Origin of the sequence: Bifidobacterium platyrrhinorum, assembly GCF_010667645.1 — a bacterium.
Classification (GTDB): Bacteria; Actinomycetota; Actinomycetes; order Actinomycetales; family Bifidobacteriaceae; genus Bifidobacterium; species Bifidobacterium platyrrhinorum.
The window spans coordinates 76,252-95,909 of the sequence record NZ_WHZV01000009.1 but is presented as its reverse complement, the minus strand read 5'-3'; the positions used below and the strand labels follow the sequence as shown (position 1 = coordinate 95,909).

13 protein-coding genes and 1 tRNA gene are annotated in these 19,658 nt (G+C 68.3%); 7 read left to right on the top strand and 7 right to left on the bottom strand.

The window, feature by feature from the left end:
• The first annotated feature begins 221 nt into the window (after positions 1 to 221).
• The 3 genes from GFD21_RS09565 to GFD21_RS09555 all read left to right on the top strand — a co-directional run bounded on the left by GFD21_RS09565 (position 222) and on the right by GFD21_RS09555 (position 4,565).
• Positions 222 to 1,409 carry an MFS transporter gene (locus GFD21_RS09565; protein ID WP_163197737.1) on the top strand — a complete coding sequence of 396 codons (1,188 nt, stop codon included), beginning with the start codon at positions 222 to 224 and terminating at the stop codon, positions 1,407 to 1,409.
• Positions 1,410 to 1,603: 194 nt separating this feature from the next.
• Complete coding sequence (locus GFD21_RS09560; RefSeq protein ID WP_404801581.1) at positions 1,604 to 3,868, top strand: DUF4037 domain-containing protein; 2,265 nt, start codon at positions 1,604 to 1,606, stop codon at positions 3,866 to 3,868.
• Between the two features lie 37 nt (positions 3,869 to 3,905).
• On the top strand, positions 3,906 to 4,565 hold the full coding sequence (locus GFD21_RS09555) for a DUF4125 family protein (RefSeq protein ID WP_163197735.1): 660 nt from the start codon (positions 3,906 to 3,908) through the stop codon (positions 4,563 to 4,565).
• Between the two features lie 9 nt (positions 4,566 to 4,574).
• Here the strand turns inward: GFD21_RS09555 and GFD21_RS09550 are convergent, their stop codons facing one another.
• The 3 genes from GFD21_RS09550 to GFD21_RS09540 all read right to left on the bottom strand — a co-directional run bounded on the left by GFD21_RS09550 (position 4,575) and on the right by GFD21_RS09540 (position 9,217).
• Positions 4,575 to 6,335: an alpha/beta hydrolase family protein gene (locus tag GFD21_RS09550; RefSeq protein WP_163197734.1), complete on the bottom strand. Its 1,761-nt coding sequence runs from the start codon at positions 6,333 to 6,335 to the stop codon at positions 4,575 to 4,577.
• Positions 6,336 to 6,468: 133 nt separating this feature from the next.
• Positions 6,469 to 7,257 (bottom strand): hypothetical protein, encoded by a 789-nt coding sequence (locus GFD21_RS09545; RefSeq protein WP_163197733.1) that lies wholly within the window; start codon positions 7,255 to 7,257, stop codon positions 6,469 to 6,471.
• The gene (locus GFD21_RS09540) at positions 7,250 to 9,217 is read right to left on the bottom strand and encodes a PspC domain-containing protein (protein ID WP_163197732.1); all 1,968 of its coding nucleotides are present in this window, start codon (positions 9,215 to 9,217) and stop codon (positions 7,250 to 7,252) included. The genes GFD21_RS09545 and GFD21_RS09540 overlap by 8 nt, the downstream gene beginning before the upstream one ends.
• 200 nt (positions 9,218 to 9,417) lie before the next feature.
• Here GFD21_RS09540 and GFD21_RS09535 point away from each other — a divergent pair, with 200 nt between their 5' ends.
• Together GFD21_RS09535 and GFD21_RS09530 are read left to right on the top strand one after the other, a co-directional pair.
• Complete coding sequence (locus GFD21_RS09535; protein ID WP_225431781.1) at positions 9,418 to 10,779, top strand: ATP-binding protein; 1,362 nt, start codon at positions 9,418 to 9,420, stop codon at positions 10,777 to 10,779.
• A gap of 8 nt (positions 10,780 to 10,787) precedes the next feature.
• Positions 10,788 to 11,519 carry a LuxR C-terminal-related transcriptional regulator gene (locus tag GFD21_RS09530; RefSeq protein ID WP_225431775.1) on the top strand — a complete coding sequence of 244 codons (732 nt, stop codon included), beginning with the start codon at positions 10,788 to 10,790 and terminating at the stop codon, positions 11,517 to 11,519.
• A 62-nt stretch (positions 11,520 to 11,581) separates the two neighbouring features.
• Here the strand turns inward: GFD21_RS09530 and GFD21_RS09525 are convergent.
• Positions 11,582 to 11,666 (bottom strand) — tRNA-Ser (locus GFD21_RS09525).
• Positions 11,667 to 11,767: 101 nt separating this feature from the next.
• Positions 11,768 to 13,054, bottom strand: a complete 1,287-nt coding sequence (serS, locus tag GFD21_RS09520) for a serine--tRNA ligase (protein WP_163197730.1) — start codon at positions 13,052 to 13,054, stop codon at positions 11,768 to 11,770.
• Between the two features lie 149 nt (positions 13,055 to 13,203).
• Here serS and GFD21_RS09515 point away from each other — a divergent pair, with 149 nt between their 5' ends.
• A complete protein-coding gene (locus tag GFD21_RS09515) occupies positions 13,204 to 14,334 on the top strand; it encodes a diacylglycerol/lipid kinase family protein (protein ID WP_163197729.1) in 1,131 nt (376 codons plus the stop codon).
• A gap of 9 nt (positions 14,335 to 14,343) precedes the next feature.
• On the opposite strand, the gene GFD21_RS09510 is transcribed toward GFD21_RS09515, so the two are convergent.
• On the bottom strand, positions 14,344 to 15,177 hold the full coding sequence (locus GFD21_RS09510) for a PRD domain-containing protein (RefSeq protein WP_163197728.1): 834 nt from the start codon (positions 15,175 to 15,177) through the stop codon (positions 14,344 to 14,346).
• Positions 15,178 to 15,223: 46 nt separating this feature from the next.
• Positions 15,224 to 17,353, bottom strand: a complete 2,130-nt coding sequence (locus tag GFD21_RS09505) for a glucose PTS transporter subunit IIA (protein WP_163197743.1) — start codon at positions 17,351 to 17,353, stop codon at positions 15,224 to 15,226.
• A gap of 483 nt (positions 17,354 to 17,836) precedes the next feature.
• Between GFD21_RS09505 and pgm the strand changes: the two genes are divergently transcribed.
• Positions 17,837 to 19,513 carry a phosphoglucomutase (alpha-D-glucose-1,6-bisphosphate-dependent) gene (gene pgm / locus GFD21_RS09500; RefSeq protein WP_163197727.1) on the top strand — a complete coding sequence of 559 codons (1,677 nt, stop codon included), beginning with the start codon at positions 17,837 to 17,839 and terminating at the stop codon, positions 19,511 to 19,513.
• The last annotated feature ends 145 nt before the right edge of the window (positions 19,514 to 19,658 follow it).

The window sequence follows — 19,658 nt, the reverse complement described above, 5'->3', positions numbered from 1 at the left end:
TGTTAATCACACCCCGACACGCAAGACAGGAGAACACCTCACCCCGAATTTAAGACCCACGTTTCTTTACTTAACCCCATATTCCACTCCAGGCCCCTCCCGCGACCTGCGGCACGGTCCGGTTCCGCCGGCGTGTGCGGCCCCGGCGGAACCGGACGGCCGAGAGGCCGCGCGCATTCCCCGGGCCCCGGGAGGGCAGGAAGAAAAGAAGAACGGAAAGAATGAAGAAGAGCCTTCTTGCTTTGGCGGCCGGCGCGTTCATCCTCGGCGCCGCCGAGTTCGTGATGATGGGCATCCTGCCGCAGGCCGCGGCCGCGACCGGTGTGGACATCCCGACCGCCGGCCATTACATCTCCGCATACGCGATCGGCGTGTGCATCGGCACGCTCATGCTCGTCTTCGGACGCAAGGTGCCGCCGAAGACCCTCATTATCCTGTTCATGGCGATCGCCCTGGCCGGCAACGCCCTGAGCGCGCTGTCCGTCAACGCAGGCATGCTCATCGTCGCCCGGTTCATCTCCGGTCTGCCGCACGGCGCGTTCTTCGGCACGGCCACGCTCATCGCCAAGACGCTGGCGGAGAAGGGCAAGGAGGCGCAGGCCGTGTCCATGATGGTGACCGGACAGACCGTGGCCAACATGCTCGGCGTGCCCGCCGGCACGCTCATGGCCGAATTCCTCTCATGGCGTCTCGCCTTCGGCATCCTCGCCGCGTGGGCGGCGATGACCATCGCACTCACGCTTGCATGGATCCCGTTCGTGCCGCCGGTCAGGGACACCGGCATCCTCGGCCAGTTCCGGTTCCTGCGCCGCCGCGGTCCGTGGGTGATCCTCGCCGCCGTGTTCGTCGGCAACGCGGGCGTGTTCTGCTGGTGGAGCTACGTGTCCCCATGGCTGCAGAAGACCGGCGGGTGGCCGGGCGCGCTCGTCCCGTTCCTCATGATGCTCGCCGGATTCGGCATGGTGGTCGGCGGCCTCGTCGGCGGGCGCATCACCGACAACTGGCGCCACGCGGGCACCGCCGCGCTCGGCCAGTTCATCTCCATGCTCGGATTGCTCATGGTGCTGCTGCTTCCCGGCAACCGCGCGACCACCGCGCTGCTCACGTTCTGGATCGCGTTCGGCCTGTTCTTCATCTCCGCCCCGCAGCAGCTGCTCATGACCGAAGCGGGACGTGGCGGCGGCGAGCTCATCGCCGGCGCGGCGGTGCAGGTGGCGTTCAACTTCGGCAACGCCGTCGGCTCCGTGATCGGAGGCCTGATGCTGACCACGTTCTCGATGGACTACCGCTTCACCGGTCTCGGCGGGATCCCGCTCGCCGCGTTGTCCGTCGGCCTGCTCGTCTTCTACTCATGGCGCTGCGAGACCGACACCGAGGCCATCCACCGCATGCGCGAGGTCCACGTGTGACCGTTCCCGCGTGACGTCGCGCACGACCGATCCTCCATAATCCTCCATGATCCTCCATATGTAACGACACTCACACCGGCGCACGGGAACGGCCACAGTACGCTGGATTCCAGTGACGCGCGCCGACGGACGGCGCGCGCGTTCGCGATGGAGGGGATGACGGCATGGCCGACGAAGCGGCGGATGGCGGAGCGATGGACGGCGCGCTCGAGGCGGCGCTGCATGCCATGGAGGCGAAGCACGCGCACGATTTCGACGCGCCCGCGGACAGGGATGATGCGGCGGGCCGCGGAAGCGGCGACGGACCGCACACCTTCGACACGCAACGCTTCCTCAAGGGGCTCGACGCGATCTTCGACGCGCATGACGCCGCCGAGAAGGCCGGGCCCTATCTGGAGCAGGCGGCGGTGGACGCGGAGAACGCGGGCGACGACGCCGGCCTGCTCACCGTGCTCAACGAGACGATGGGCTTCTACCGTTCGCAGGGACGGCATGAGGAGAACCAGTGGATCGTCCAGCGGGCGATCGAACTGGCCCTGCGCATGGGCCTCGAGGGCTCCGAGGCGTGGGCGACGACGCTCATCAACTGCGCGACGGCCATGCGCGCCGCAAAGCGCTACGACCAGTCGGAGGACCTGTACCGCCAGGCGCTCTCCTGCGCGGAGAAGGTCTTCTCTCCCACGGACCGGCGCATCGCCGCGCTGCACAACAACCTGTCGATGCTGTACAGCGAAACCGGGCGTCTCGGCAAGGCCGAGTCGGAACTGCGCGAGGCGCTGCGCATCGTGGAGGCGTCGAGCGTGAACGCCGACGAGGACATCGACGTCGCCTCGTCGCATACGAATCTCGCGCTGGTGCTGCTGCAGGAAGGCAAGCTGGAAGGGGCGGACTGGCACGCCGACAAGGCGCTGCTCATCTACGCCGCCGGGCATCTGGAGCATTCGGCGCATTACGCCTCCGCGCTGGCCGGCCTTGCGCAGGTGCGTTATGCGGAGCACCGTTACGCCGACGCGGCGGAGCATTACCGCCGCGCGCTGGCCGTCATCGAGGAGTGCTACGGCAAGGACACGGACTACTACCGCATCACCAAGGCGAACCTCGAACAGGCCGAGGCCAAGTCGGGCGATTCCCCGTCGCTGCCGTCCGCCGGCGGCAACGGGAAGCCGGCCCCCTCCCCCGCCAGCGGCACCGGGAGCCGGAGCGGGGTTCCGACGGGCGCACGGCCTGCGGCCGGTCGCACGCCCGCAGGCCGCCCAGGGACCGCACGGCGGACGGAACCGGACGCCTCCCCCGTTTCCGGGCTGAGGCTCGCCCGCGCGTACTGGAAGGAGGTCGGCAGGCCGATGATCGAGGCGAAATACCCCGAATACGCGGGGCGCATCGCCGCCGGTCTGGTCGGGCACGGCTCCGAATGCTACGGCTTCGACGACGAACGCTCCCGCGACCATGATTTCGGCCCGCGGTTCTGCCTGTGGCTCACCGACGAGGACTATGCCGCGATCGGAGAACGGCTGCAGGCCGACTATGACGCGCTTCCCCGCGATTTCCGCGGATTCGTGCGCCCCGCCGCCTCCGCCTTCGGCGACGCGGCGTCCGACACCGCAACCGACGCCGCGCCCCGCACGACGCCTGTTGTTTCACAGGATGTTCCACAACCCCTCAAAGACGTTTCACACAATGTTTCACACGCCGGGGCCGAGGCCGGGACCACGGACGGCGCGACGCTGACGCCCCGCGCCCGGGGCGCGTTCCGCCGCGACGGCGTGTTCCGCATCGGCGACTTCTTCGAATCGCTGACCGGATACCGCCAGGCCCCCGCGCCGACCGCGCCGCACGAATGGCTGATGCTCGACGAGGCGACGCTGGCCGCCGCCACGAACGGCCAGGTGTTCGCCGACCCGCTCGGCCGGTTCTCGACGACCCGCCAGGGTTTCAAGGACATGCCGGAGGACGTGCGTCTCGCACTGATCTCCAGAAGGCTCGGCATGATCGCCCAGGCGGGCCAGTACAACCTGCCGAGGTCCCTCGAGCGCGGCGACGGCGCGGCGGCCTGGCTGTCCATCGGCGAGTTCGTCGAGGCCGCGGCCTCGCTCGTGTTCCTGATCAACAAGCCGATGACCGTCGGCTACATGCCGTACTACAAGTGGCGGTTCGCGGCCCTGCGCAGGCTGTCGGGACGCGTGTTCGCCCTGCTGCCCGACGTGTGCGGCGGGCTGGAGACGGTGATGCGCCTCGCCTCGGCGGCATGCTACGGCGGGGCCGGCTTCGGCGAGGGCGGCAAGGGGGCCGCGCCGGCCGTCGAAACGGTGGAGCGCACCGTGGAAAGGATCGCCGCGGACATCGTCAAGGAGCTCGCGCGCGAGGGCCTGACCCGCTCGGACGAGACCTTCCTCGAATGGCAGCGCCCTTATGTCGAGGAGCATATCGGATCCGACGCCCCCTGTCTGCACAGCCTGTGATCCCGCAGCATAACCGGCAAGCAAGGAGAGATCGACGATGACCGACGAACGGAACGCCACGGACGCCACGGACACCCCGGACGGCGCCGCCGCACTGCGCGAACGCATCGTGCGTCACGAATGGGACCAGTTCCAGCGCACCAACAACGAGGGCGGGCGCGCCGCATGCCAGGGCAACTGGCCCGTGTTCCACCAGATGCGGCTGTCCCAGTTCCTCACATGGGGCGTTCCGCTGCTGGACTCCTACGCGCATGATCTGGACGAGGCGGACCGCATCGGCCGCAACCTCGTCACCGAGAAATACGGACGCATGATGGCCTCCACCGCGCCGGACGAATACGCGCGCGGCATCGAACCGTACATCCCGCACCTCGACGCCGACCGCATCGCACACCAGGAGCGCGTCATCGCCACGCAGGTGGCGTGGGCGCGCGCTTTCCGCGATCGTTACCCGAAGCTGGGCGAGGCGATGCGCGTGCTCACCACCGGCGAGGACACGCACGAGGCGACGTCGTTCGAAACCTACCTGCGCGGCGAGCTCGGCACGTATTCCGATGCGACGTTCGCCCTGTACGAGCGGATGGTCGCCGATCTGGAATCCGAAGGCCGCAATCTGACCGAGGAGACCATCCGCAACACGGTCGAACTCGGCGGCTTCGCCGATCTTGACGAGGCGGAGGCGGCGCAGGCCGCGTGACGGCCCCGCTCAGAGCGAGAACAACCCCCAGAACGCCATCACCACGAGCGCGAGCAGCATGCCGGCGAGCGCGAGCAGCGCCACCATCCAATGCCAGCGGCCGACCAGCCACGTGGAGTGCAGACCGGCCGTCGGGTACAGGCCGTGGGCGAGGTACGCGCGGCGTACGCGCCATGCGCCCGCCAGCCTCACGATGAGCGCCGCGCACAGGATCATGCACAGCACGCCGCCGACGCGCAGCACCGTGAAGCCGGCGGACATCATGGCGGGGGAACGCCGCAGGTACAGGGCGCTGACGCCCACATAGGACAGGTAGGCGGCGAGCGCGACCAGCATCATGCAGGAGACCGCGACGCCGCACGCCATGAGCCGCGCCAGACCGCGCGAGTAGCCGACGTCGCGTACGAAGGCCCGGCTGGTCCCGGGCCATGCGCCGGTCGTGTCCGTCCTGGCGCGCAGACGACGGTTCACGATGGGCAGTCGTGCGCGTATGCGGCCGGGCGAACCCGTCATCGCGGCGATGCGGCGTCGACGCGCCAGTTCGGCGCATCCGAAGCAGACGGCGCCGCACACGACCGCGGCGAAGCACGCCAGGGCGGCGGCGGTGAGCCCGGCGAGCACGCCGAGCGAGCCGATGATGCCGGAGGAGGTGTCGGTGGGGGCGGCGTACCGCTGGTCTGGGGCGGCGCCGGCGATGAGCGGCGTCGACCAGCCTTCCGCCCCGGTGCCGGCGGCGACGCCGTTCACCCAGTCGGACAGGTCCCTGGTGTAGCCGTCGGCGAGCGGCAGCCCGGGGGCGAACAGCCCTTTGCCGGCACGCATCTGGTGGTTGGCGGCGTAGTAGCGCACGGTGACGTTGCGGTTGCCGCGCCGAGCGGCCGTGTCGATGATGGTGCGGGCACCCTGTTCGATGGGCATGGCCGTGTCGTACGTGCCGTAGTTGACGAGCACGGGCATGGTGAGCGAGTCGCGTGCGTCGTCGGCGTCGAAGTCGGCGTATCTCAGGTCGAACGGCGCGAAGTCGAGCGACATGAGCTTGGCGACGTCCTTGACGACGGGTCCGGGCGCACCGCTCTGGTGCACGTAGGCGCTCACCGCCATGGCCATCTGTTCGCGTCCTTTGTATACGGGCGCGGAGGAGAGGATGGAGAAGGCGATGTCGTGGCGATGTTCGGTCATGAGCATGGAGATCCATGTGCCTTCGGATTCGGCGTACAGGCCGGTGCGGCCCGTGTCGACGCCGGGGACCAGCTTCAGCAGGTCGAGGGCGGTGCCGTAGTCGCGGGCGAAACGCGGGTAGTCGCGGTGCAGCGGCGTGTAGTCGTCGGTGCGTTTCGCCGGCACGAGGGTGATGATGCCTGCCGAGCTCATCGCGTTGGCGATGTCGCCGAAGTCGTCGGCGGCGCCGGTGCCCGATCCGTGGACGAACAGGCATGCGGGGCGGCGGCCGGGCGCGCCGATCGGTTCGCGCAGGATGGCGGGCACGCTGCCGCCGTCCTCGAGATGGACACTGATGCGTCGTTCCCGTGTGCGGTACGTGCCCTGATGGTCGGCGAGGAAGGATGATGGGGCCGGATCCGCCGATGGGCTTGAGGCCGGCATGGCGGCGGGGTTCGCCGCGATGGCGGTGTCCGCGGATGCGACCGCGATGTGGTCGGTGTAGGGTTCAGAACGCCATCGGGGCATCATGAGGGCCCCGAGGACGGCGAACACCACGAGCAATGCGGCCGTCGTCGCCGCCACGCGCATCGCCGTCCGCCACGCCTTCATCGTCGTCCCTCGGTTCTTTCCTTGCTGTGCCGGTCGCCCGGGCCCCTCCGGACCCGGGCTCCACTGTAGTGACTCCCGTTCCCCGCCGACACCCCGCGGACCGGTACGGCGGAAGCGTCCGCGCGGAGACTTCCTACCTGCCCGTCCGCTTGCCGCGGCCGGCCACCGCCTTGGCAATGCCCCAGATGACGGCGACGAGGATGAGCATCACGCCGACCCCGCCGAAGAACAGGGCGGTCAGGGTCTGCGGGTCGACGCCGATCACCCATGTGGTGACGTCGGGCAGGCGCAGACCGAGCAGCAGTCCGAACGCGCCGACGAGGATGCCGGTCACGCCGAGCAGGATGGTCGGCATGCTCGGCCCGGTCGGGGCGATCGTCGTGGGAGAGGCGGCCGCGGGCCGCGCGGAGGCCGGCGGCGCCGCGGGATTCGGCGGCATCGCGCCCGACTGCGGCCTCGCGTATGGGGGAACCGTGCCGGAGGGAGGCACCGCTCCATCCGGCGGGAATCCGTCGGCGCGTGAGCCCGGTTCGGCCTTCGGCTCGGGTTTCGCTGCGGGTTCCGGTTCGGGTTCCGGCTCGTCGTCGGCGACGCCCGCCAGGCGGTTCAGCGGGGTGTCGAGGTCGACGGGCGCGGAGGGATCCTTCGCGGTCTCGGAGAACACGGCGGTGTCGGCGTTCTGGTCGACGGCGGGGATCGGCTTGTCGAGGACCCGTTCGGTGGGCGGGGCGGCGTCGGGCTTCACGTCGGCGGGCGCGGGCATGGCCTGCGTGTCGACGATGTCCTGCAGGGAGCGGTTGCGGGAGTCGTCGAAGCCCTTGTCCGCGGCGGTCTGTGCCGCCGCGCTCTGCTCCACGGGCATGGCCTGCGTGTCCATGGTGCGGATGTTCGTGGTCTTGTCCAAAGTCTTGTCGTCAGTCATCGGAATGCTCCTTCTTGCCGGCCGCACCGGAACCGTTATCGCCGGAGGCGGTCGTGTCGCCGTTCTGCACGGCGTAGTGCTTGCGGGTCGTGAGGTCGAGCGAGGCGACGTCGCCCTTCGAGATCTGCCTGATGAAGTCGGCGTAGCCGGGCAGCACGGTCTCGGAGGCGTAGCGCACGGTCACCTTGCCGGAGACGCCGGAGGTAAAGTTGATGAGGAACGAGCTTTCGTCGGTCTCGCCGTTGCCCTGCCAGTCGTAGTTGTCCGGCTGGTAGCCGTCCGAGTTCATCATGCTGTCGTCGTGGTTGTCGCGGGTTCTGGCCATGCGCTCGAGGAACGGCACCTCCAGCGTCGTCGCGCCGTTGTTGCGCACGATCTCGCTGTACCCGCCCATCGAATCGGTCTGCATGTAGACGAATCCGCCGGAGCCGAACGCGTACGGGCAGCCGTCGGGCAGCGTCACGTACACGTGCGCGTTGCGCACGGACAGGTTGATCTGCCCGGCCGGGCATCCGGCCTTGTATTTGTTCACCTGCTCGCCGCCGTAGTTCCAGTTGCCGTATTCACTCAGGTCGATGTTCGCCGTGCTCAGGTCGTAGTCGACGCCCTGGAAGTGGACCCCCTGTTCGAGTCGCCGGAAGTTCTGCGGACTGGAATCGGCGACCCAGTAGTTCATGTTCGCGTTGAGGCCGTCGGTGGCGGACCAGTAGTCGTGGTCGGCGTTCTCGTCGAGACGCGCCTGCACGGCGACCATCCCGTATGCGTTCTCGGATCCGGCGCTCGACCCGGCCCCCAGGCGCACCTCGGTATAGCCGTTGCGGACGTTGTTGATGTCGTAGGTCGAATAGCCGGCGACGCCGGTCGCGACGATCATGCAGCAGGCGACGAATCCGGCGATGAGCGCGAGCGGGATGAGCCCGCCGGAGCGGCGCCCCACGGCCCCGAGGATGACGAGCAGCACGCCCATCGCGATGCACACGGCGGAGATCCACACGGTCATCATCGTGACCGCGTTGATGATGCTTTCGCCGGTGTGGTCGTCGGCGTACCCGTGCTCCATGGCGAGCATCACGGCCGCGCCGGAGACGAGCGACAGTCCCATGACGAGCAGCACGAGGAACGGGCCGGCGGGCTTGCGGCGCACGCGGCGCGGTTTGGGAGCGGGGGCCGGGCCGGGCATGACGGGCGCGGCACCCGCCGGCGGAACGTAGGACGGGCCGGGAATCGGCGCGGCATAAGAGCCAGCCGGCGGCACCGGACCGTCGGCACCGGCGGGATTCACCGGCCTTCCGGGACCCGTCGGAGCCGGGCCGCCGGCGTTCACCGGAAAGGAGGCGTTCGGCGCGCCCTGGGAGGGCACCGGTCCGGTGGCCGCGCCGGGGACGGGTCCGGCCGCGGGAGCGACGGGATATCCGAACCCGCCGGGATGCCCAGGGGCCGCCGGATATCCGCCGGCGCCGCCCGGATACGCGCCACCGGCCGCCCCGGCCGGATACCCGCGCGGCGGCACCGGCGTGTACGGCCCGTTCGGCCCTTCCTTGCGGTAACCGTATCCGTAACCGTGCTGCTGGCGCATGCCGCTCTGGCAGATGGCCCACAACGCCACGGCCGCCACGACGATGGCCACCCATCCGGCGCCGACGATGACCACGGCCACGGCGAGCATCGCGAACGCGCCCAGGCAGTTCCAATCCCAACGGCCGGCCACGAGTTCCTCGGCGAGGATGCGCCCGTCGCGCGCGTCCGGCAGCATGAGCCATGCGAACGCGTACAGCGCGGCGCCGAAGCCGAACAGGAAGGTGAAGACGATCATCAGGGCCCGCACCAGCGTGGGGCTCCATCCGAGGCGGGCGGCGATGCCGCTGCACACGCCGCCGATCCAGCGGTCGTCGCCTCGCGTCACGCCGGAGGCGCGGAACCAGGCGAACACCTTGGTCAATAGCTTGTTGTTCTCGTTCATGCCTCCATTACATCAGCCGCACGCTTGCACGGCCGTCCGGGAAACCCCTGATTCTTCCCTGAACCCCGGCTAGGAATCCCCATTCGCCACCCCGAAGCGGGCACAATGGAGGCATGACCTCACCCATGAACCCGCAGCCGCCGGGAACGGCGATGCCCGGCACGTTCCCCGGCGCGGCTCCCGGCACGTTCCCCGGCGCGATGCCCGGCACGTTCCCCGGCGCCGCGCCGACGCCCCCGCCTCCCCTGCGCCCGGCGCGGCTTCCGCTCATGCGCCCGAAGCGCGGCCGCATGCTCGCCGGCGTATGCAAGGGGGTCTCCCTGCATCTGGGGGTGTCCGTCGCCTGGGTGCGGCTCGCGTTCGTCGCGCTCACGTTCATGTGGGGCGCCGGCGTCGCCGCCTACCTGTTCCTGTGGATGTTCACACCCGCAGGCGACCCGGTCGCCGCGGCGGCCGCCCGGTCACAGGTCACGCCGGTCGCGCAGGCGCCGCTCGCCTCCGGCAACCGCGACGCGGCGACCGGCCGCACGCGCGCCGAATCGGCCGCCGAGACGATGCACGGTTCGACGGAGAACGCGCTCGCCGCGATCCGTGGCATCCCGTTGCCCACGCTCGTCGCCTGCGTCGGACTCGCGCTCGTCGCCATGAGCGTCGCGTTGGGCGGGACGAACCACGCCGACCTCATCATGCCGCTGCTGCTCGCCGCGTGCGGCCTCATCGCCGCGTGGTCGCGCTTCGACGCGAAACAGGGGCGTATCCCGACGATGGTCGCCGGCCTCGTCCTCATCTTCCTCGCGTACGTGGCGTACGTGACGACCGTCATGTATTCGGGCACGCCGTTCCCCCGCCGCATCATCATCGCCGGGTTCATGCTGCTCGTCGGCGTGGTGCTCGCCATCCTGCCGTGGGCGAGCGCCATGCTGCGCACGGTGACGGCCGAACGCGCGATGAAGGAACGCGAGGAGGAGCGCGCCGACATGACCGCGCATCTGCATGACGGCGTGCTGCAGACGCTGGCGCTCATCCAGCTGCACAGCACCGAACCGGACACCGTGTTCACGCTCGCGCGCGGCCAGGAGCGCGAGCTGCGCGAATGGCTGTATCAGGAGCGCGTCACGTCGGACCGGTCGGTGAGCGCCGGCGTGAAGGCGATCGCCGCCGAAGTGGAGGACTCCCACGGCCGCGCCATCGACGTCGTGACCGTCGGCGACGCGCGTCCGAGCGCCGCCACCGACGCGCTGCTCGACGCGACCCGGCAGGCGCTCGTCAACGCGGTCACGCACGGCGGCGAACCGGTGTCCGTCTACTGCGAGGCGGATGCGCGGCAGGTCGAGGTGTACGTGCGCGACCACGGCGGCGGTTTCGACGTGGACGCGATCCCGCCGGACCGTCTCGGCATCCGCGAGTCGATCATCGGGCGTGTCCGGCGGCGCGGCGGTACGGTGGAGATCGTGTCGCGGTCCGGGTGGGGCACGGAGGTGCGCATGCACATGCCGGTCGCGGCCGGCGGCGGGCGCACGACGCCCGACGGCGATGCGGCACGGCAGGACGGGAAGGAATGATGGACACGATGACGGAGACGAACGCGACGGCGACGCGCGATGACGCGACGGCGAACGATACGGCCGGCGGCGGGCGCATCCGCGTGGCCGTGGTCGACGACCACGAGATGTTCCGCGCGGGCGTGATCGCCACGTTGCGCACCGAATTCGACATCGTCGGCCAGGGCGCGGACGTGGACGGTTCAATCGCGATGATCGCACGGACCAAGCCGGACGTGGTGCTGCTCGACGTGCACGTGCCCGGCGGCGCGGGCGGAGGCGGCACCGAGATCCTGCTGCGTTCGAAGGGCCTCTCCCCCGGGTCGGTGTTCCTCGCGCTGTCCGTGTCCGATTCGCCGCAGGACGTGGGCGCCGTGATCCGCGCCGGCGCGCGCGGCTATGTGACCAAGACGATCACGGGCGCCGACCTCATCTCGTCGGTCAAGCAAGTGCATGAGGGGTACGCGGTATTCTCGCCGAAACTGGCGGGATTCGTACTGTCCGTGTTCCAGGGCGGCGGCGCGGAGGGGCTCGCCACCGGCGAACGGCCCGTGCACGACGAGGAGCTCGACCGGCTGTCGAACCGCGAGCAGGAGGTGATGCGTCTCATCGCACGCGGCTACACGTACAAGGAGGTCGCCGCCGAACTGTTCATCTCCATCAAGACCGTGGAGACGCACATGAGCGCCGTGCTGCGCAAACTGCAGCTGTCGAACCGTACCGAACTCACCCGCTGGGCCGCCGACCGCCGCCTCGTGTAGGGAGAAGGAGAGGGACTATGCGAAGGGTCCCGGACCGATTGGCCCGGGACCCTTCGTGCATGCGGACAGAGCGAGATTCGAACTCGCGGGAGCTTGCGCTCCAACGGTTTTCAAGACCGTCTCTTTAGACCGCTCAGACATCTGTCCGTGTCGCGCACGCGCCGTTTCGGCCACACACGCGATGTTCAATTATACAGAAGGTGAGGATGACCTCACACCGCCGTCAGATCACGTCAGGCGGGACTTCGTCACGCCTCCCACTTGGTCGGCTCGATGACCTCCTTGCCGCCCATGTAGGGACGCATGGCCTTCGGGATCTCGATGGAGCCGTCCTTCTGCTGGTGGTTCTCGAGGATCGCGACGAGCCAGCGGGTGGTGGCCAGCGTGCCGTTGAGCGTGGAGACCGGACGGGTGGAACCGTCCTCGGTGCGCTCGCGGATGTTGAGGCGGCGGGCCTGGTACTCGGTGCAGTTCGAGGTGGAGGTGAGCTCGCGGTAGCGGCCCTGGGTCGGCACCCAGGCCTCGCAGTCGAACTTGCGGGCGGCGGAGGAGCCGAGGTCGCCGGCGGCGGTGTCGATGATGCGGTACGGCACCTCGACCTTGGCGAGCATCTCCTGCTCCATCTCGAGCAGGTGCTGGTGCTCCGCGTAGGAGTCCTCCTGCTTGGCGTAGACGAACATCTCCACCTTGTCGAACTGGTGGACGCGGATGATGCCGGAGGTGTCCTTGCCGGCGGCGCCCGCCTCGCGGCGGTAGCAGGAGCTCCAGCCGCAGTAGCGCAGCGGGCCGTTGCCGAGGTCGAGGATCTCGTTCTCGTGCATGCCGGCCAGCGCCACCTCGGAGGTGCCGACGAGGTACTGGTCGTCGGGCTCGCGCAGACGGTAGATCTCGTCGGCGTGGGAGTTGAGGAAGCCGGTGCCGCGCATCACTTCGGGGCGCACGAGCGTCGGGGTGATGGCGAGCGTGAAGCCGTGCTCCTCGGCCTGGTCGACGGCCATCGTGAGCATCGCGATCTGCATGCGGGCGACCTGGCCGCGCAGGAAGTAGAAGCGGGAGCCGCCGACCTTGACGCCGCGGCGCATGTCGATGCCGGCGACCTCGGTGCCCAGGGTCAGATGGTCCTTCGGCTCGAAGCCCTCGGCCGCGAAGTCGCGGATCTGGCCGACCTTCTTGACGACGACGTAATCGTCCTCGCCGCCTTCCGGCGCCTCCGGCTCGACGATGTTGGACAGCTTCCACATCGCGGTGGTGTACTCCTCGGAGGCGGCGTCCGCGGCGGCCTTGTATTCGGCGACCTTCTGGGACAGGGCCTTGGTCTCGGCGATCAGCCTGGCCTTCTCGTCCGCCGGGGCGGCGGCGACCTTCTTGCCGATCTCCTTCTGCTGGGCGCGGGCGGCCTCGAACTCCTTGAGGGAGGAACGACGCGCCTCGTCGGAACGCAGCACCTCGTCGACGAGTTCGACGGACTCGCCGCGCTTGCGCTGGGATTCCTTGACGACATCGGCGTGTTCGCGAATGAATTGAATATCAAGCATGCGGCCAAGCCTACCGCCGTAAGCCGACACGCGGGGTCGCGCCGTCCGCCGCCGCCCGCGTCGCCTGCGGTTCATCCAACGTAGAGGAATCGTTCAATTATCTCGTGGCGATGCGGGAATCCCGGCGTGAAGTGAGCAGAATAAGGACTATGCCCACAGCCGCCATCATCCTTGCAGTCGTCCTTGGCGTCGTCGCCGTCCTCGTCGCGGCCGCGTTCGCGTTCCGCGCCTACCGTCGCCGCCGTCTCGCGCAGAAGCTCGTCGAACGTGATGACGACCAGGTGCGTTACGCGTTCATCATCAACCCGTCGAAGCCGCAGGCGGCGGCGCGACGGGCGCATATCGAACGGTTCTGCGAGGCGAGGGGCCTTACGGAGGTCGAATACATCGACACGCAGCTCGACAAGGACGGCCGCGCCTGCGCGCTCGAGGCGCTGGAGCACGGCGCTGACGTGGTGGTCGCCGTCGGCGGCGACGGCACGGTGCGCACGGTCGCGTCGGCCGTGTCCGGCACCGGGCATGCGCTGGGCATCGTGCCGATCGGCACCGGCAACCTGTTCGCCCGCAACATGGGCATTCCGGTGGACGACATCGACGCGGCGCTGACCGTGGCCACGTCGCACGGTTCGCGGCGCGTGGACATGGGGCGTCTCACGCTGCTCGACCATCCGGAGGAGGACCACGGGCACGCCTTCCTCATCATCGCGGGCGTGGGTTTCGATGCGGCGATGATCGACGACACCGATCCGGAACTCAAGAAGAACATCAGCTGGCTCGCGTATTTCGTGGGCGGCGTGAAGAACCTGTTCGCCCCGAAGTACCGCGCGAACGTGACGATCACCAGCGCGGACGGCAGCACGCATTCGACGCGCGGTCTCGTGTTCCGCACGTTCATGGCCGGCAACTGCGGCCAGATCCCGGTGTTCTCGCTGATGCCGAACGCCTCGTTCAACGACGGCCTGCTCGATTTCGAGATCATCGACACGACGGGCGGCATCATCGGATGGGCGAACCTGTTCGGCGACGTGGTGCACCAGACGATCACCGGCAAGGCGGAACAGAACCCGCTGTCCACGAATTCGACGATCGACCAGATCCAGGGCGTGAGCGCCGAACTGGTGCTGGAGAAGACCGCGCTGGCGCAGGTGGACGGCGACATGCTGCCGGAGACGCGCCACATCCGCTTCGATGTGGAACGCGAGGCGCTGATCGTGCGCGTGCCGGAGGTCACCCGTCAGGACCCGTCCGCCACGGGCACGATGGAGCCGATCAGGGTCTGACGGGACCGCTCACGCGGCGCTCACGCGCGCCACGTGCAGGGTGAGGTAGGCGATCTCGTCCTCGGTGAGCGTGGTGCCGAGCCGCAGTTCGATGAGCGCGGCGATGCGCCGGGCGCAGTCGGCCGCCCGGGGGTATGACTGCACGATCGACGTGACGATCGCCTCGGGTTCGCGGTCGAGCTGCTCATGCTGGTGGATGCGCACGAACAGGTAGCGCAGATGCGTGATGAACCGGCCGACGTTGACCGAATGCTCGTCCAACGTGATGCCGTACGTGCTTTCGATGACGGCCAGCAGCTGTTGGATCACGCCGGTCATCGCATACGTGTGCGACAGGTCCCCGGTGGAGAACCCGGCGTTGACCAGGTGCAGGGCGAAGGCCACGCCCTCGTTGGGCAGCAGCACGCCGCCCAGACGGCGGTTGAGCGCCGCGAGCAGGGCGCATCCCTGCGAGTATTCCCGCTCGTACAGCGACTGCACCTCTTCGGTGAGGGGGTACGCGATGGCGGGGATGCCGTTTTTGACGCGGCGCAGTGCGCCGCATACGTGGTCCGCGAGCGCCATGACGAGCGTGGGGTCCTGCGCGGCCTCGCCGCCCAGCCCGATCTCGTCCATGGCGTCGGAGACGAGTTTGATGATCTCCGGGGGGATGTCGCCCAGCAGCTGGGCCATGTGGTCGGGGTCGCGGCCGTCGGCGGGCACGAACACCCGCGCCACCTTGGCCGCGTCGACCGTCATGCCGGGCTTGGCCTTGAAGCCGAGGCCCCGCCCGGTGAGGATGACTTCGCGCCTCCCGTCCTTGGCCAGGACGACGTTGTTGTTGAAGACGCGAAGTATTTCCATGACATCCTCCCGGAAATCCGATCCGGGTCTATTCGCTAATCCGGATTCACTTCTCGATGGCGATGACGGCGTCACCAGCCTTGACGTCCACGTCCGTCTTCGGGGTGACCGCCTTGAGCATCGCGGTGTTGAGCACCGTCATCAGGGTGGTGGTGCTGTAGCCCGCCGCCTTGACCTTATCAAAGTCGACGGTCACGAGCGTGTCACCGGCGTTGACGCGGTCGCCCTTGGCGACGTTCACGGCGAAGCCCTCGCCGTTCATCTTGACCGTGTCGATGCCGACGTGCACGAGCACCTCGACGCCGTCGTCGGTCTTGAGACCGAACGCGTGGCCGGTCTCGGCGACGGTCTGCAGCACGCCGGAGACCGGGGCCTTGACCACGGAGGCCGCGGGCTGGACGCCGACGCCCTCGCCGAGGGCGCGGGAGGCGAACACCGGGTCGCCGGCGTCGTCGAGGGAGACGACGTGGCCGTCGACCGGGGCGAGCACCTCGGTGGTCGGCGCGGCCGGCTCGGCCGGGGCCTCGGCGGCGGCCGGGGCCACGGTTTCGGCGGAGGCCGGGGCCGGGGCGGCCTCGGCGACCGGGGCGGACTCGCCTTCGGCCTTGGCCTTCGCCTTGCGGGCGGCGGCGACGCGGGCCTTCACCTCGGCCTTCTGCTCCGGGGTGCGGTAGTCGAGGGTGATGACCAGGAACATGGACAGGAAGAACGCCACGGCGATGGACACGCCGTAGACCCACATCTGGTTGAACACCGGGATGGTGAGCAGCGAGGTGAAGGCGAAGGCGGTGGTGGTCACGCCGTGCACGGTCTCGCCGGAGGCGACGGTGGCCGGGAACAGCCAGCCGAGGACGGCGATCACGACGCCGCCGACGCCGCAGCCGACCAGCATGCGGGAGTAGATGAGCTTGTAGCGCAGGTGGATGCCGTAGAGGCTCGGCTCGGAGACGCCACCGAGCAGGCCGGCGGCGAGGGCGCCGATGGAGGTCTGGCGCATCTGGTCGTCATGGTCCTTGATGGACAGGGCGAGCACGCCGGCGGTGGTGCCGAAGCAGGCGAAGTTCCACACGCCCATCGGGCCCTGGATGAAGTCGTAGCCCATCGACTGGATGTTCATGAGCATGAGGGCGTTGAGCGGCCAGTGCAGGCCGAGCGGGACCAGGAACGGGTAGAGCAGCGGGATCGCGATGGCGAAGATGAAGGGCGCGTGGCCGTTCATCCAGGCGAGGCCGACGCCGAGGCCGTTGCCGACCCACACGCCCAGCGGGCCGATGATGAAGGCGGTCAGGGCGCCGACGATGATCATCGAGAAGAACGGCAGGAAGACGAGCTGGATGCTTTCGGGGACGATCTTCTTCAGGCCGTGGTAGACGAGGGCGAGCACGGCGGCCATCATCAGCGGCACGAACACGTTGCCGGAGTAGTCGGACAGCTGCATCGGCAGGCCGAACACGGTGGCGGTGCAGGAGGAGGTGCCCAGCGTGGTGTTCTCCACGCACTGGACGGCGTCGCCCCAGGTCTTGGTATCGGACAGGGCGGTGAACTGCGGGGTCATGAGCGCGGCCATGATGGCGCCGCCCAGCCACGGGTCCACCTTGAGCTTCTTGGCGGCGTTGAAGGCGACCATGATGGGCAGGAAGTAGAACACGCCCTTCCAGATGGCCTTGATGAACATGAGGCCGGTGTTGGCCTCGTCGTTCGGGATGACGCCCAGGGAGATGAACAGGTTGACCAGCGCGATGATGATGGACGCGCCGAGCAGGACGCCCAGGATCGGGCGGAAGGAGTCGGCCAGGTACTCGAAGAAGTTGTCGAGCCAGGCGACCTTGCCGCGCACGCCCTTGTTGCGCGCCGCGGCCTTGAGCTCGGCGTTGCTCATCTCGCCGTCGGCGTCGTCGGCGTCGACGGTGCCGGAGCCGAGGCCCGCCATCTCGGGCAGGTGCATGATCTCGTCGTACACGGTGGCGACCTGGCCGCCGATGACGACCTGGTAGCGGTCGCCGGACTGGGGCACGCCGCCCAGCACGGTCTTGTTGGCGTCGAGCGAGGCCTGGTCGACCTTGCCCCCGTCCTTGAGCTCGAAACGCAGTCGGGTGGCGCAGTGCGTCAACGACTTGACGTTGGCGGCACCACCGACGGCGGTGATGATCGCCTTGACATCGTCCTGATGCGACATCGGATTCTCCATTTCTTTCTTCCATCAATGTGTAGTCGCCCATCGCCAGGTCGACATTGACCCAGATGACGAAAAAAGACCCGAGGCAAGAGCATTTCATGCCCGCGGACGGACACCGGAACGGCATACGTCTACGGCCAGACTCGCGCCTCAGGTCTTGCCTCGAAATCTTGAGTAGCAACCCTGCTAAAGGAAACTGACAGTGCGTCACTATAACAGAACGGTAACAATCCTGCAAACCTTGTCATCCGTTCGACGTGTTGCCAGTAATTCCAATGGTTTTTACAAAAGTGATTTTGCGTTAATGGGACATGCAACGGGACCCCGGGCGCGACCCGGACATGCCATCGAACGGAATCCAATGCCACGGCACGCCGGTTTGCGCCCCCGCGCCGCGATTCACTCCGAGTTCACACACATTTCAGAACAATTAGGCACAAAACCTCACGTGTTATCCGACCCCATCGCCGTACAATTGGTTTCATGGTAGCAAACAATGCGGGCAAGCCCGCCACCCCAGAAGATCTGATCAACGTCGATGAGGTCATCGGCAAGTACTATGACCTCGTCCCCGACCCGTCCGTCCCCGAGCAGCGTGTCATCTTCGGCACCTCCGGCCACCGCGGATCGTCCCTGAAGACCTCGTTCAACGAGGCCCACATCGTCGCCATCTCCCAGGCCATCGCCGAATACCGCAAGAAGGCCGGCGTCACCGGCCCGCTGTACCTCGGCTCCGACACGCACGCGCTGTCCGGCCCGGCCAAGAAGACCGCCATCGAGGTGCTCGTCGCCAACGGCGTGCACGTGCGTATCGACTCGCGCGACGACTTCGTGCCCACCCCGGTGGTCTCCCAGGCGATCCTCACCCACAACCGCGCCGCCGACGGCACCCAGCGCTTCGAAGGCGAAGGTCTGGCCGACGGCATCGTCGTCACCCCGTCCCACAACCCGCCCACCGACGGCGGCTTCAAGTACGATCCGGTCACCGGCGGCCCCGCCCCGGCGGACGTGACCAACGCGATCGCCGCCCGCGCCAACGAGCTGCTCGGCGACTACAAGTCCGTCAAGCGCGTGCCCTACGAGGAGGCCGTCAAGTCCGAGTACGTCGAGGGCTTCGACTTCCGCGAGCACTACGTGGCCGACCTCGGCAACGTCATCGACTTCGACGCGATCCGTAATTCCGGCGTGCGTCTCGGCATCGACCCGCTGGGCGGCGCGTCCGTCAACTACTGGCCGCTCATCAACGAGAAGTACGGCCTGAACATCGGCGTGGTGCGCCCCGAGGTCGATCCGACCTGGCGCTTCATGACCATCGACCACGACGGCAAGATCCGCATGGACCCGTCCTCGCCGTACGCGATGAAGGGCCTCGTCGACGAGCTCAACGCCGGCGCCTGGGACAAGTACGATCTCGTCGGCGGCACCGACCCGGACGCCGACCGCCACGGCATCGTCTGCCCGGATTGGGGCGTGATGAACCCGAACCACTACATCGCCGTGTGCGTCGAGTACCTGTTCGGCGGCAACCGCCCGGGCTGGCCGAAGGGCGCGGCCGTCGGCAAGACCCTCGTCTCCTCCTCGCTGATCGACCGCGTCGCCGCGTCGATCGACGCGAAGGTCCTCGAGGTGCCGGTCGGCTTCAAGTGGTTCGTCGACCCGCTGTTCTCCGGCGAGGTCGCGTTCGGCGGCGAGGAGAGCTCCGGCATGAGCTTCCTGCGTCGCGACGGCCGCGTGTGGACCACCGACAAGGACGGTCTCATCCCCGACCTGCTGGCCGCCGAGATCACCGCGAAAACCGGCAAGAACCCGGCCGAGCTGCACAAGGACCAGGTGGCCCGCTTCGGCGAGTCCTGGTACAAGCGCGTTGACACCCCGACCACGCTCGAGCAGAAGCAGAAGTTCGCCAAGCTGACCGGCGACGACGTGACCGCCACGCAGCTCGCCGGCGAGGACATCACCGCCAAGCTGACCGAGGCGCCGGGCAACCACGCCAAGATCGGCGGCCTCAAGGTCACCACGAAGGACAACTGGTTCGCCGCCCGTCCTTCCGGCACCGAGAACATCTACAAGGTGTACGCCGAGTCCTTCGAGAGCCCCGAGGCCCTCGACAAGGTGCTCGAGGAAGCCTCCGAGGTCGTCGACAAGGCCCTCGGCGAGTGAGGTCGCTGACCTGAATGCGTGAAAGGCCCCGGTGCGGTCCGCAATGTATGGACCGCCCGGGGTCTTTCATATTTCACACCGGACGATTGCCGGTGATGGCCGCCCATGCCGTGCGATGCCACCATCCTCAAGGCGACCGCATGGC

Bases quoted from the DNA above. Each gene is read 5' to 3' on its own strand.
- GFD21_RS09565 (WP_163197737.1), top strand. From the start codon at position 222: ATGAAGAAGAGCCTTCTTGCTTTGGCGGCCGGCGCGTTCATCCTCGGC.
- GFD21_RS09560 (WP_404801581.1), top strand. From the start codon at position 1,604: ATGGACGGCGCGCTCGAGGCGGCGCTGCATGCCATGGAGGCGAAGCAC.
- GFD21_RS09555 (WP_163197735.1), top strand. From the start codon at position 3,906: ATGACCGACGAACGGAACGCCACGGACGCCACGGACACCCCGGACGGC.
- GFD21_RS09550 (WP_163197734.1), bottom strand. From the start codon at position 6,335: ATGAAGGCGTGGCGGACGGCGATGCGCGTGGCGGCGACGACGGCCGCA.
- GFD21_RS09545 (WP_163197733.1), bottom strand. From the start codon at position 7,257: ATGACTGACGACAAGACTTTGGACAAGACCACGAACATCCGCACCATG.
- GFD21_RS09540 (WP_163197732.1), bottom strand. From the start codon at position 9,217: ATGAACGAGAACAACAAGCTATTGACCAAGGTGTTCGCCTGGTTCCGC.
- GFD21_RS09535 (WP_225431781.1), top strand. From the start codon at position 9,418: ATGCCCGGCACGTTCCCCGGCGCCGCGCCGACGCCCCCGCCTCCCCTG.
- GFD21_RS09530 (WP_225431775.1), top strand. From the start codon at position 10,788: ATGACGGAGACGAACGCGACGGCGACGCGCGATGACGCGACGGCGAAC.
- serS (WP_163197730.1), bottom strand. From the start codon at position 13,054: ATGCTTGATATTCAATTCATTCGCGAACACGCCGATGTCGTCAAGGAA.
- GFD21_RS09515 (WP_163197729.1), top strand. From the start codon at position 13,204: ATGCCCACAGCCGCCATCATCCTTGCAGTCGTCCTTGGCGTCGTCGCC.
- GFD21_RS09510 (WP_163197728.1), bottom strand. From the start codon at position 15,177: ATGGAAATACTTCGCGTCTTCAACAACAACGTCGTCCTGGCCAAGGAC.
- GFD21_RS09505 (WP_163197743.1), bottom strand. From the start codon at position 17,353: ATGTCGCATCAGGACGATGTCAAGGCGATCATCACCGCCGTCGGTGGT.
- pgm (WP_163197727.1), top strand. From the start codon at position 17,837: ATGGTAGCAAACAATGCGGGCAAGCCCGCCACCCCAGAAGATCTGATC.